This is a genomic window from Flavobacteriaceae bacterium (assembly GCA_014075215.1).
Taxonomy (GTDB): Bacteria; Bacteroidota; Bacteroidia; order Flavobacteriales; family Flavobacteriaceae; genus Polaribacter.
Genome location: CP046177.1, coordinates 2,193,163 through 2,207,778, shown reverse-complemented (window position 1 = coordinate 2,207,778; position 14,616 = coordinate 2,193,163). Strand labels below are relative to the sequence as shown.

General features: G+C 36.0%; 8 protein-coding genes and 1 pseudogene. 5 read left to right on the top strand and 4 right to left on the bottom strand.

The window, feature by feature from the left end; translation table 11 throughout:
• Positions 1-445: 445 nt before the first annotated feature.
• From GKR88_10850 to GKR88_10840, 3 genes and pseudogenes are all read right to left on the bottom strand, one after another.
• Positions 446-2,908 (bottom strand): annotated as a pseudogene (locus GKR88_10850) (sodium-translocating pyrophosphatase).
• Positions 2,909-2,992: 84 nt separating this feature from the next.
• Complete coding sequence (locus GKR88_10845) at positions 2,993-5,497, bottom strand: carboxypeptidase-like regulatory domain-containing protein (GenBank protein QMU64735.1); 2,505 nt, start codon at positions 5,495-5,497, stop codon at positions 2,993-2,995.
• A gap of 65 nt (positions 5,498-5,562) precedes the next feature.
• Positions 5,563-6,540 (bottom strand): pyruvate dehydrogenase complex E1 component subunit beta, encoded by a 978-nt coding sequence (locus tag GKR88_10840; protein QMU64734.1) that lies wholly within the window; start codon positions 6,538-6,540, stop codon positions 5,563-5,565.
• 161 nt (positions 6,541-6,701) lie between these two features.
• On the opposite strand from GKR88_10840, the gene GKR88_10835 reads away from it, so the two are divergent.
• From GKR88_10835 to GKR88_10815, 5 genes are all read left to right on the top strand, one after another.
• On the top strand, positions 6,702-7,448 hold the full coding sequence (locus GKR88_10835) for an electron transfer flavoprotein beta subunit/FixA family protein (protein QMU64733.1): 747 nt from the start codon (positions 6,702-6,704) through the stop codon (positions 7,446-7,448).
• A gap of 82 nt (positions 7,449-7,530) precedes the next feature.
• Positions 7,531-8,499: an electron transfer flavoprotein subunit alpha/FixB family protein gene (locus tag GKR88_10830; GenBank protein QMU64732.1), complete on the top strand. Its 969-nt coding sequence runs from the start codon at positions 7,531-7,533 to the stop codon at positions 8,497-8,499.
• Between the two features lie 89 nt (positions 8,500-8,588).
• Entirely contained in the window at positions 8,589-9,200 is a 612-nt protein-coding gene (locus GKR88_10825; protein ID QMU64731.1) for a hypothetical protein, read from the top strand.
• Positions 9,178-10,923, top strand: a complete 1,746-nt coding sequence (locus GKR88_10820) for a Na+ dependent nucleoside transporter (GenBank protein QMU64730.1) — start codon at positions 9,178-9,180, stop codon at positions 10,921-10,923. The genes GKR88_10825 and GKR88_10820 overlap by 23 nt, the downstream gene beginning before the upstream one ends.
• A gap of 84 nt (positions 10,924-11,007) precedes the next feature.
• Entirely contained in the window at positions 11,008-11,832 is an 825-nt protein-coding gene (locus GKR88_10815) for a thymidylate synthase (GenBank protein QMU64729.1), read from the top strand.
• 11 nt (positions 11,833-11,843) lie between these two features.
• Here GKR88_10815 and GKR88_10810 read toward each other — a convergent pair whose 3' ends face one another.
• Positions 11,844-14,402: an AAA domain-containing protein gene (locus GKR88_10810; protein ID QMU64728.1), complete on the bottom strand. Its 2,559-nt coding sequence runs from the start codon at positions 14,400-14,402 to the stop codon at positions 11,844-11,846.
• Positions 14,403-14,616: the final 214 nt, after the last annotated feature.

The window sequence follows — 14,616 nt, the reverse complement described above, 5'->3', positions numbered from 1 at the left end:
CTGAGTTGTTGTAATGATGATGAAAGCAGATGTATTATTTCATCCAAAAAATACAATTAGATTGTGAAACGGACCATCAAATTAGTTTTTAATCATAAAGATACCTCATAAATTAATAATTATTTTAAGTTTTGTTTTTCTCAAAAAAGAGGATGCTTTTTATCACTATTTAAAAAAGGTTGAGCTTTTAACTTGAAACTGCAAAAACCTATTTTGATTTCTTTACTTTTTTCCTGATCTTCTTAATTTTTATATTCTCAAAAGATTTTTCAAGTGCTTCTAATTTTTTCTCAACCTCCTCTTGGGTTCCTTCAAATACTTGCTGTTTAGTTACTTTTTCTCCATTTTCAATCGTAGTAGTAGTGACCGTAGCTTTTGTAGTTCCATCTTCATTTTTCGAAACATCAATATTCACGAGATTTTCAACATCAATATCACCGGATTTTTTAATTTTGATTTTTACATTTTTATCAGCACGCTCAAAAGCTTCTATTTTCTTTTTTACTTCTTCCAGAGTTCCTTCAAAAACTTCATCTTTGGTTACGGTCTCGCCATTTTCAGTTGTAGAAGTGGTTACGACGGCTTTTGAAGTCCCATCATCATTTTTTGTGATGTTTACTTTTACAATTTTTTTAATAGCAACGTCAGTGCCAGACGTAAAGGTAGCATCAGTGGTCACTTTAATTTCCTTTCCGTCTTCTGTAACCCAAATATTGGCTTTACTATGAGATTCGTCAGTATGTTCTCCTAAAATAGGAGCGACAACCAAACCTATTAAACACGATAGCTTAATTAAAATATTCATGGAGGGGCCGGAAGTATCTTTAAACGGATCTCCGACAGTATCTCCGGTTACTGCTGCTTTGTAAGCATCAGAATCTTTGTAAGTCATCTTTCCGTTGATTTCAACTCCTGCTTCAAAAGATTTTTTGGCATTATCCCAAGCTCCGCCGGCATTATTTTGAAAAATAGCCCATAATACGCCACTTACCGTTACACCGGCCATATAGCCTCCCAACATTTCAGCAATAGTTTTGTTATCCATTCCAAAAATCATAGGTGCAAATGCAATGATTAATGGAAAACCAATTGCCAACAGGCCTGGCAGTATCATTTCTTTTAGAGAAGCTTTGGTAGAAATCGCTACACATTTATCATATTCCGGTTTTCCGGTACCCTTCATAATTCCGGTAATCTCCCTAAACTGACGTCTTACTTCTTCTACCATTTCCATAGCAGCTTTACCAACGGCATTCATGGCCAATGCAGAAAAAACCACAGGAATCATCCCGCCGACAAACAACATGGCTAAAACAGGTGCTTTAAAAATGTTAATACCGTCAATTCCGGTAAATGTTACGTAGGCAGCAAATAATGCCAATGAGGTCAAAGCGGCAGAAGCAATTGCAAAACCTTTTCCGGTGGCAGCAGTTGTATTTCCTACCGAATCTAAAATATCCGTACGTTCTCTTACAATAGGTTCCTGCTCACTCATTTCTGCAATACCACCCGCATTATCGGAAATAGGTCCAAATGCATCAATAGCCAATTGCATTGCCGTAGTTGCCATCATTGCCGATGCTGCCAAAGCAACACCATAGAACCCTGCAAATGCATATGATGCCCAAATAGCCCCCGCAAATAATAATACCGAATAGAATGTGGAAATCATTCCGGTAGCTAAACCGGCAATGATATTTGTACCCGCCCCTGTACCGGATTGTTGTACAATTTTTAAGGTAGGTTTCTTCCCTAATCCGGTGTAAAATTCGGTTACCGATGAAATAACGGCTCCTACGGTTAACCCAACCAGAGTAGCATAGAATACATCCGTCTTTGAAACTTCTTTAAAACCTTCGCGAAAAAACTCCATATTCATGGTTTCCGGCAGCATATAATAACATAGTCCAAAACACGAAATCGCTACTAATATAATCGATGTCCAGTTACCCACATTTAAAGCGCCCATTACTTGTGCTTCTTTAGCATCATTATTTTTAATTTTGACCAGCATGGTTCCAATTACGGAAATAATGATCCCTGCACCCGCAATAGCCATAGGTAATAAAATAGGCCCGATTCCACCGAAAGCATCCGTAATATTTCCTCCCATATTTTTGATTACATAATTCCCTAAAACCATGGCAGCCAGCACTGTTGCCACATAAGAACCAAATAAATCCGCTCCCATTCCTGCAACATCTCCCACATTATCCCCTACATTATCTGCAATGGTGGCGGGATTACGCGGATCATCTTCCGGAATTCCCGCTTCAACTTTACCCACTAAATCCGCACCAACATCTGCTGCTTTGGTATAAATACCTCCGCCAACTCTCGCAAACAACGCAATAGATTCGGCTCCCAAAGAAAAACCGGCCAACGTTTCCAAAACAATAGTCATATCCTCGGTTGAAGTCCACGCTCCATCCATAAAAAAATGAAAAAATATGATAAAAAATGCCGTGAGCCCTAACACTGCCAAACCGGCAACACCAAGTCCCATCACCGTACCACCGCCAAAAGATATTTTAAGGGCATTTGGTAAACTTGTACGAGCAGCTTGTGTAGTTCTGACATTTGTTTTCGTTGCGATTTTCATTCCAATATTTCCTGCAAAAGCAGAAAAAACAGCACCAAAGATAAATGCGATGGTAATCAACCAATGTGTTGTAGGTACTATAAAAGATACTAAGGTCAGTAATGCGCTGACAATGAGTACAAAAATAGTCAGAAGTCTGTACTCTGCATTTAAAAAAGCCAAAGCTCCTTCGTATATATAGTCGGATATTTCTTTCATCTTACCATCACCCGCATCTTGTTTCATCACCCAGGATTTCTTAGCTAGCATGTATAGTAAGCCTAAAGTTGCCAATGCTATCGGCATATAAATCATCATTGATTCCATGTTCTTATTTGGTTTTGTTAATTTGCTGGGCAAAAGTAGTAAAATCGATCGAATAGAAAAACTCTTTTTTATGGAGTTAAGGATTTATAAGCCCGGTCTTATACCAATTCTAATGGCAAATTTTGGAGTTTGAGGTATGGTTGTATTTACCTGCGTGTAATTGCTTCGCCAAATAGCATCGATCCTTAAAAAACGAATATTTCCAAAACCTATATTTTCTAACCCGACACTATATTCATAATATAATCGGTTTGATGGTGCATTGTACTGTATGGACGACCTGTTAATCGCAATATTTGCATCGGAAATAGTACCATAAGCCACTCTAAAGGTAACTAGACTCCGTAGTTTTAGCTTTTTTAATAATGGAATTCTATTTAAAATAAAACCGTTAAAGTGATGTTCTAAATGGGTAGCTGCATAGGTGTCCGTTACAAAATCGTAATAATTTATTAAAGCAAAAGTATTTCTTACCAAAGAAAGTGTCTGGTTGGCCGGTATCGGGTTTAATAAAGTTAGCGGGACTGTTCCGAAAGTCTTACCCCCTTCTATTGTGGCATCAAGAAGGCCTGACTTTCCTAAGAATATCGGTTGATTATACAGAAATTGAATTTTATCATAGTTTGTAGTTCCGTTCAAAAATCCTTTGTACCCTCTTCTGTAATTAAGGATAAATGTGGAAAATAAGATTCTTCCATAGCGTTGTTCAACACCTAATCCGTATATAAATCTACCGGGAGTTAAACTAAGATAAATATCGGTAGAAACATCTTTTACACTGGAACTTATGGTATTGTTTTCATTTAAGTAATCTATGGAAAACAGATCGGGAGCAGCAGAAACGATGCTATTATGAGTCATATTGATACCAATATTAAAATTTTGTTTCACCTGAAAATCTACATTAGCAGCAAGCTTATTTATCTTGGAAAGGAAAAAGTTATCCCCTCTGGTAACCAAAGCTCCGGTACCAAAGGTATTTCCAATAAGTTGATTTGTATTTAAGAGCTTGCTTCCCAGTTGCTCGTTATCATATACATAAGCTAAACCGGCAGAAATTCGTGGTTTATATGTAAGTAAATATTTCGATTCTATAGCAAATTTTGCTTTTTTATCTTTAAAACCATAAGCCAAATATCCGTTAAATCTAAAACGGTCATGAATCGTCTTAAAAGATCTGGCACCTGCTTTTACTATAAGCCCTTCTACTTCATTTCTTGCAAAAAACGTCCAGAACGGCCCTAACTGAACACTGGAACTTATATTGATAAAACCGCTGGCTAATGTATTGATAATACCTGTTAGGTTTTTAATTTTCTTTTTGTTTTTTACATTTTCTATGATTTGATAAGTTAAAGTATTTTCTGCTTTGCTGTTTTTTTTCCAGTACTTTTCGGGTTTTAAAAACTGTTTAGGAGTGTATTTCACAATTTCCTGCTTATAAAAATCAGCGGATTGAGGTTCGTCTAGAATATAGTTGGTAAAAGTATTTGTTTTCCTTATAGTCAAACCTTTATTTTTTTCATTTTTATCTAAAAGTGTAAAATCTCCTTCGTAGAGATTAGATTTTGGCAGGTAAATACTATCGTTTTTAATGACGAATTCTTTTTCAAAAGTAAACGACCTTACAAAATTTAAATTGATATCTTTATGCACTTTCATTTTCATTTTGGTAATAGAGAAGCTTTTTTCCGAAACCCAAAAATTACCTTCAAAAGCAAAATCGCCATTTCTGCGAGGGAAAAAATAAATATGGTAATGCTTCCTGTTTTTAACAATTGTACTATCGTGCAGTACATAATCATACGTTTCAAAACCGGCTGTTGAAATTGGACTTACAAAAGTTTTGTTCAGTATGAGGATATTATTGTCATAAAAATTATAATCTCTAAAGGTATTCGTCATTCTGTCAAAAATAAACCCTTGAGTAGGTACACCTTTACTTTTTTCCGCTTCTATATCAGTTCTTATTTCTTTAGTTTTATTATTTCCATAAACATTATAAATCGTTTCTTTCAAAAAAACAGGGATATAGTAATTGATGCCGTCATTATCGTATTTTATTTCACTGACAGCTTTATCAAAATCTTTTTTAAAAATCTTTTTTAAAAAAACAGAATCTAAATTGTTAAGCCCAACTTCTACGGTTTGGTGCTTTTTGTATTGATAATAATCTACCAGTTTGAGTCCGTTAGATTTTTTTCTTTTCCAGATCTCTTTTAAAATTCTATAAGCGGGGTTTTCTTTCTTTTTAAGCCTTTTTTTTGGCCTTGTTACAATAACAACTTCACCCAACTGATTGGCTTCTTCTTTTAAAATAATAGTCAGGTACTTTTTTTTAGAGTTTATTCGTATTACTTGTGAGATATAACCTACATAAGAAATTTCAATCCTTCCTCTTTTTTCGTTAATAGTTAAAGTAAATGCTCCATTATCATCCGTTACCGTCCCTATGGTTGAGTTTTTGAGAATGATATTTACAAAAGGCAACGGCTGGTTTTGTTCATCTAAAACTTTGCCGGATATGGTTAGCTGAGCATGTGCGATTACACTTATAAAAAATAAAAAAAATAAAAATCGTATGTTCATATCATAAAAAGTTCACTTTTTATAACCTTGTAACTATAAAAAATAAGGTTTAGTATTTTTTATGATTACAGGTACAGAACTTCTTTTACTGCTTTCACAACATCTGTGCTGTTTGGTAACCATTTTTCCAGTAAAACCGGAGAGTAAGGGGCAGGTGTATCTGCGGTAGTAATTCTTTTAATCGGAGCATCCAAATAATCAAATGCCTGCTCTTGTATTCTAAATGTAATTTCCGAAGAGACATTACCAAAAGGCCACGCTTCTTCTAAAATGACCAATCTGTTTGTTTTTTGCACGGACTTGATGATAGCAGTATGATCCATAGGCCTTACAGTTCTCAAATCTATAATCTCTATGAAAATATTCTCTTTTGCTAATGCTTCTGCGGCTTTATAAGCTTCTTTTATGATTTTTCCAAAAGAAACTACTGTTACATCTGTTCCCTCTCTTTTAATGTCTGCAACACCGATAGGAATGATATATTCTCCTTCGGGAATTTCCATTTTGTCACCATACATCTGTTCGGATTCCATAAAAATTACGGGATCATCATCTCTAATAGCTGCTTTTAACAGACCTTTTGCATCGTACGGATTAGAAGGTACGATTACTTTTAAGCCCGGACAATTGGCAAACCAATTTTCGAAAGCCTGAGAGTGTGTAGCTGCTAATTGCCCGGCAGAAGCTGTCGGGCCTCTGAAAACAATCGGGCAATGGAACTGCCCGCCTGACATCTGCCTGATTTTTGCCGCATTATTTATAATCTGATCAATACCTACTAAGGAGAAATTAAAAGTCATATACTCTACAATAGGCCTGTTACCATTCATGGCAGAACCTACGGCAATACCACCAAAACCCAACTCGGCTATAGGGGCATCAATAACTCGTTTTGCCCCAAATTCGTCCAACATTCCTTTACTTGCTTTGTATGCACCGTTGTATTCTGCTACTTCTTCACCGATTAGATAAATAGTTTCATCTACACGCATTTCTTCACTCATGGCTTCGCAGATGGCTTCTCTAAACTGAACTGTTTTCATATAGTATTCATCAAAAAATTATTGAGGACAAAAGTATGAAAATTTTGATATAAAAGTTTAGTCAAAATCCGAAACCGGGTAAAGCAAATATATTTTTAAAAGCTGTTTTTTTATTATTTATAGTATCTTCGCAATATCAAATCAGAAATAGTAAATTTTGTATGAAAGTAGCAGTATGTATCAGTCATGTACCCGATACCACTTCAAAAATTAATTTCACGGATAATGACACAAAGTTTGATACAAGTGGAGTTCAATTTGTAATCAATCCTTATGATGAATTTGTGTTGACCCGAGCAATGTGGTTTAAAGAAAAACAAGGAGTTTCCGTAACAGTTATCAATGTAGGAAATGCAACTACCGAACCTACCTTGAGAAAAGCATTGGCAATCGGAGCAGATGATGCCATTAGGGTAGATACGGAAGCAATAGATGGCTTTTCAGTTGCCAAAGAATTAGCGAAAATAGTAAAAGACGGGGCGTATGATTTGGTATTGGCCGGAAAGGAATCGAGTGATTATAATGGTCAGATGGTTCCGGGAATGCTAGCTGCTTTAACGGATTATCATTTTGTCAATGGTTGTACAGGGATAGAAATAACCGGAAATGATGTCACTGCAATAAGAGAGATTAACGGAGGAAGCGAAGAAGTAACTACTTCCCTGCCTTTGGTAGTAGGAGGGCAGAAAGGAATTGTTGAGGAATCGGATTTGAGAATCCCCAATATGAGAGGTATTATGATGGCTCGTAAGAAACCATTGCGTGTGGTTGAAGCTTTGAAAGAAGATCATACCACATCAGTTCAAATGTTTGAAAAACCGACACCAAAAGGTGCAGTAAAATTAGTAGATGCCGACCATATTGATGAATTGGTCGATCTGTTACATAATGAAGCAAAAGTAATTTGATAAAAACAAACAACTGTGAGTCAAATCAGAAGCATCTTACCTGTTTACCATTTCTTCTCACAGCAACATAAAAAATAAAAATATGGCAGTTTTAGTATTTGCAAATACAATAGACGGAAAATATAAAAAAGCAGCTTTCGAAGTCGTTTCGTATGGGGTTAAAGTGGCCGAACAATTAGGTACTAACATAGTAGCATTGTCTGTCAATGCAGACACTCCGTCTGATTTATATACCTACGGAGCAGAAAAAGTAATTACAGTCTCCGATGACCGATTACAAACGTTTAACGCAAAGGCTTATGCGGGTGTAATTACACAGGTAGCAATCTCTGAGGCTGCCAATGTAATTATTATGGATTCCGGTATTGACGCTATTTACACATCCCCGTTGGTGGCTGTAGGTTTAGAAGCGGGTTTTGTCTCTAATGTAGTTGCATTACCAAATAATATAACACCTTTTACCGTAAAAAGAAAAGTATTTTCTAACAAAGGTTTTAGCCATACGGTGATTTCTACTGCAAATAAAGTAATCAGTTTAGCTAAGAACTCTTATGGAATTTTTGAAAACGAGGTAACTGGTACCACCATATCTTTTGACGCTTCTTTAACTGAAACGGATTTTGGTGTACAATCCCGGAAAATTGAAAAGGCAACAGGAACCGTAACGATTGCCGATGCAGATATTGTTGTTTCCGGAGGTAGAGGTCTAAAAGGCCCGGAAAATTGGGGAATGATAGAAGAATTAGCAACTGTTTTAGGAGCTGCAACAGCCTGCTCCAAGCCGGTATCTGATTTAGGATGGAGGCCACATAGCGAACATGTCGGGCAGACAGGAAAACCGGTAGCTTCTAATTTGTATATTGCCATTGGTATATCCGGAGCAATTCAACATTTGGCGGGAGTGAACGCCTCTAAAATAAAAGTGGTCATTAATACAGATCCGGAAGCTCCTTTCTTTAAGGCTGCTGATTATGGGATCGTTGGAGATGCTTTCGAGATCGTTCCCAAATTAATTGATAAACTGAAAGAATTTAAAGCACAAAACTTATAATTTTTACTAAATTGTACCCGCAAAAAAACATGTCTAATGTATTTGCCACTGCCAAATAATTAGGCGTTTTTTATGTTTAGAAATTAAATATGAACCTGATACAGTTAACCATTAAAGGTATTTCTTACAGTCAAACTCAAAGTGGGGCATATGCACTCGTTTTAACTGAAATGGAAGGGATTAGAACATTACCCATTATTATAGGTGCTTTTGAAGCGCAATCCATTGCAATTGCCCTGGAAAAAGAAATAAGACCTCCCAGGCCTCTGACACATGATTTATTTAAAACATTTTCAGACAGGTTTTCCATACATATTAAAGAAGTCATTATTCATAAACTGGTAGATGGCATTTTTTTTTCAAGCTTAATTTGCGAAAAAGACGGAACAGATGAAGTGATAGATACAAGAACATCGGATGCCATTGCTATTGCCGTTCGATTTAAGGCTCCTATTTTTACTTATGAAAATATCTTGGATAAAGCAGGCATTTATTTGAAAGTTGAAGAAAAATTATCTTTAAAAGATAGTGATACGGAAACCGAAGAAATTGAAATGCGATTGGAAAGTAAAGAAACTTCGGATACTATCTTTTCTAAGCTGTCTTTGGATGAATTATATCAAAAACTTAACGAAGCCGTATCTAATGAAAATTATGAGTTAGCAGCTAAAATCAGAGATGAAATCAGTAAAAAATCTTAATGTGTTTAGGTACATAAACCAATTATTATTAGTGGTTTTATGTTATACTTCTTTTTTAGGCTTTTCTCAATCTGTCGAAAACGAATGGAGATTCTCTTCCATAGAAAGAGAAGGTAAACCTATTATAACTGTTCATAAATCGGATATGTTTTTTCTGAAAGAAGGAACATTTAATTATTCTTTAGTTGAAAAAGACAGCCTAAAAGCTTCCGGAACTTATATACTTCATAACAATCTTTTAATACTCAATTATACACAACCAAAAGACACGGTCCGATATTGCAATATTATAGTAAAAACAGATTCCACACTAGTACTTTCCGAAAGAGATGTCGTATTTAAGTTTTCTAAAAAAGAAATAGACATTAAGCCTGATATAACCAAAAGTGATACGGATACAAATCAAATTTTACCAAGCGAAGGGTTTTCCCTGAAAAGCTTATGGAAAGGTATCTTAGGAATGGTGACACTACTCGTAATCGCATTTCTATTTAGTTCCAATAGAAAGGCTGTCAATTGGAAGACAGTTGGTATAGGACTGACTTTTCAATTGTTAATTGCCATAGGTGTTTTGAAGGTAGGTTTCATACAAAAGGGATTTGAGTTTGTTGGAAAGATATTTGTACAGATTCTTGAATTTACAAAGGCCGGGAGTGAGTTTTTATTTAAAGGCCTGATAGTCAATATGGATACTTTCGGGTTTATATTTGCATTTCAGGTATTGCCCACCATCATTTTCTTCTCTGCGCTAACTTCTTTACTATTTTACTTGGGAATTATACAGTTTATAGTAAGAGCATTTGGAATTGTGTTATCTAAGAGTTTGAAAATTTCAGGAGCCGAGAGTTTGTCGGTGGCAGGGAATGTTTTTCTGGGGCAAACAGAAGCACCGCTTCTGATAAAAGCGTATCTGGAAAAAATGAATAAATCTGAAATGCTTTTAGTGATGATTGGCGGAATGGCAACAGTGGCAGGAGCTGTTTTATCCGCTTATATAGGCTTCTTAGGAGGAGATGACCCGGTATTAAAGCTACAATATGCAAAGCACTTATTGGCAGCATCTGTAATGGCTGCACCGGGAGCAATTATCATCTCCAAAATTTTATATCCGCAAACCGAAGATATAAATACGGATGTTAGAGTCTCCTTTGATAAAATCGGTTCGAATATTTTAGATGCAATTGCAAATGGCACTACAGAGGGCCTCCGTTTGGCAGTCAATGTAGGAGCAATGCTGTTGGTATTTATAGCGTTCATAGCAATGATAAACTATGTTTTTTTGTTAATTGGAAATGTTACCGGATGGAATAATTGGATTATGGTAAATACCCCTTATGAAGCTCTTTCGCTTGAATTTATTTTAGGTTACCTATTTGCACCATTGATGTGGACGGTGGGTGTTGCAAATGAAGATATGGCTTTAATGGGGCAGTTATTGGGAATTAAATTAGCCGCAAGCGAGTTTGTAGGTTATATACAATTGGCAGCATTAAAAAATACAGTTAGTGCAGTTCATTTTACCTATCATAAATCCGTCATTATGGCGACATACATGTTATGTGGATTTGCAAACTTTGCGTCCATAGGAATTCAGATTGGAGGAATAGGTTCTTTAGCTCCCGGGCAACGAAAAGCACTTTCTCAATTTGGGATGAAAGCTCTGCTTGGAGGTACCATTGCATCGCTGATGTCTGCCACAATAGCGGGGATGATTATTGGGTAAAAAGTTATTAGAAATACAAGGATACCTTTGCAAAATTGATTTGGCAAAGGTCTCACAAGGTTAAAACCAAAAGGAAAAGATAAAATGAAGCAATATCACGACTTGGTAAAGCATGTTTTGGAAAACGGAAATGAGAAGAATGACAGAACAGGTACGGGAACAAAAAGCGTTTTTGGATATCAGATGCGATTTGACTTACATGAGGGTTTTCCAATGGTAACCACAAAAAAACTGCATTTAAAATCTATTATTTATGAGCTATTATGGTTTATAAAAGGAGATACCAATATAAAGTATTTACAGGAAAACGACGTTAGAATCTGGAATGAATGGGCAGATGAAAACGGAGATTTGGGACCTGTCTACGGGCACCAATGGCGTAATTGGAATAGTGATGATATTGATCAATTAAAGGAAACCATTAAAACCTTAAAAAATAATCCTGACAGCAGGCGAATGATAGTCAGTGCGTGGAATCCAAGTGTATTGCCCGATATATCGGTATCATTTTCGGAAAACGTAGCCAACGGAAAAGCGGCTTTGCCACCTTGTCATGCGTTCTTTCAGTTTTATGTTGCGGAAGGAAAATTATCTTGCCAGTTATACCAAAGAAGTGCGGATATCTTTTTAGGAGTACCGTTTAATATTGCTTCTTACGCTTTACTCACAATGATGATCGCGCAGATTTGCGATTATGAAGCAGGTGAGTTTATACACACTTTTGGAGATGCTCATATCTATAACAACCATTTGGAACAATTAACATTGCAATTATCCAGAGATATAAGGCCGTTGCCTACAATGAAATTAAACCCTGAAATAAAAAACATCACGGATTTTACTTACGAAGATTTTGAATTGGTAAATTACAACCCACACCCACATATAAAAGGTACTGTAGCTGTATAATTATAGCTGGTTTATTCTTCTGCAGCTTTATTTTCAGGTGCTTTTTTCCCTTTCTTAATTTTAATAGTGAGTATATTTTCTTTGACATTCAAATCCATTTTAATAGTATCTCCTTCTTCTAATTTGGAAGTGATAATTTCTTCCGCCAGTGTATCTTCAATATATTTTTGAATGGCTCTTTTCAAAGGCCTGGCACCATACTTTCTATCAAAACCTTTGTCAGCTATATAATCCTTTGCTTTTTCGCTTAATTGCAAGGTATACCCCAGATCGGCTATTCTTCTCAATAATTTATCTAACTCAATATCAATGATAGAGTGGATGTGTTCTCTTTCCAAGGCATTGAAAATAATGACATCGTCAATCCTGTTTAAAAATTCGGGAGCAAAAGATTTTTTTAAAGCACCTTCAATCACACTTTTTGCATGATCGTCTGCCTGCGCATTTTTTGCTGCTGTTCCAAAACCAACACCACTGCCAAAATCTTTTATTTGACGAGCACCAATATTAGAAGTCATAATGATAATGGTATTCCGAAAATCAATTTTTCTTCCCAGGCTGTCAGTAATATAACCATCATCCAAAATCTGCAATAACATATTAAAGACATCCGGATGCGCTTTTTCAATCTCGTCTAGTAATATAACAGAATATGGTTTTCTACGCACTTTTTCTGTCAATTGTCCACCTTCTTCATAACCTACATAACCCGGAGGTGCGCCAATTAATCTGGAAATAGCGAATTTTTCCATGTATTCGCTCATATCAATTCTAATCAAAGAATCCTCGGAATCAAATAGCTCTTTTGCTAGTATTTTTGCCAGTTGTGTTTTACCGACGCCCGTTTGTCCCAAGAATATGAAAGAACCAATAGGTTTATTAGGGTCCTTTAATCCGACTCTGTTTCTTTGAATGGCTTTTACCACTTTAGCAACTGCTTCATCTTGTCCGATAACTTTTCCTTTGATCATACCGGGCAACTCACTTAAACGATGACTTTCTGCCTCGGCAACTCTGTTTACGGGAATATTTGTCATCATAGAAACTACTTCGGCAACATTATCTTCAGTTACAATTTCTCTATTTAGTTTAGAGTCATCTTCCCATTGTTTTTGAGCAGAGTGCAAAGCAGTTTCCAAATTCTTTTCATCATCACGTAATTTGGCAGCTTCTTCATATTTTTGGCCATTTACTGCATCGGTTTTACGCTCTCGAATTACATCCAGTTGGGCTTCTAATTCCAGTATTTGTTTCGGAACTACAATATTGGTGATATGAATTCTGGAACCGGCTTCGTCCATAGCATCAATTGCCTTGTCCGGCAAATATCGATCTGTCATATATCGGTTGGTCAGTTTCACACAGGCTTCAATAGCAGCATCCGTAAAATCCACATGATGATGTGCTTCGTATTTACCTTTGATATTGTGTAAGATTTGAATGGTTTCTTCTACACTGGTAGGATCTACAATTACTTTTTGAAAACGACGCTCCAAAGCACCGTCTTTTTCTATATTAGTCCTGTACTCATCCAGTGTGGTAGCTCCTATACATTGAATTTCTCCTCTGGCTAAGGCGGGTTTTAACATATTAGACGCATCTAATGAACCCGTGGCTCCACCGGCCCCTACTATAGTATGAATTTCATCTATAAATAAAATAATATCTTCATTCCTTTCCAATTCATTCATGAGAGCTTTCATCCGTTCTTCAAACTGCCCTCTGTATTTTGTCCCGGCAACTAAACTCGCTAAATCCAGAGAGACAATTCTTTTATCAAATAAAATTCTTGAAACTTTTCTATTTACAATCCTAATAGCTAACCCTTCTGCAATGGCAGATTTACCAACACCGGGCTCCCCTATCAACATGGGATTATTTTTCTTTCTTCTACTTAAAATTTGAGAAACACGTTCTATTTCTACCTGCCTCCCCACAACCGGATCCAATTTATCAGCTTCGGCTAAAGCAGTTAAATCTCTGCCGAAATTATCTAAAACAGGTGTTTTGGATTTTTTGGGGTTTTTCCCTTTTTGAGTTTGTCCGTAAGGGTTGCTCTTTTCCGGAGAGGTAAACTCATCATCAGAAGAAGTTTCGGCAATTGGGCTTATGGATAAATTGTCTTGCTCTATATGCAATTCTTTATACAAAGCCTTTGATTGATCATAATCAACATTGTGTTTGTTCAACAATTTTGTTGTAGGATCGTTTTCATTCCTTAAAATACACAATAATAAATGTGCGGTATCTATAGCATTACTTTGATACAATTTAGCTTCTAAAAAAGTAGTTTTTAAAGCTTTTTCGGCTTGCCTGGTCAAATGTAAATTCTTTTTCTGATATGCTCCGTTGACAGAGGGTAAAACAGGATTTAATTGTTCTAATTTTTTTCGAATCAGAGCTAAATCCAATTCAAAAATATCTAGTATATCAATTGCTTTGCCCTCTCCTTTTTTTATCAAACCGAGTAAAAGATGTTCCGTACCAATAAAATCATGCCCCAAACGAAGGGCTTCTTCCTTGCTAAAAGTAATTACATCTCTGACCTTTGGTGAAAAATTATCGTCCATATTTCTTTGTATAGTATGTGTAAATTTAGTCCTTTTTCATCAAAAAAAATTACAAAAAAAATACCAATCATAAAATACTGTCATTTTGGCTGCTTAAAGAGGAAATAAAAATACCTGGAAATCAGCCATATAAAAAAGTCAGAATTTATGAAGAAATGTTAATAACTCGAGGGGAAATGCGCAATGAAAACCTTTGTGAGAAATGCGAATTGTA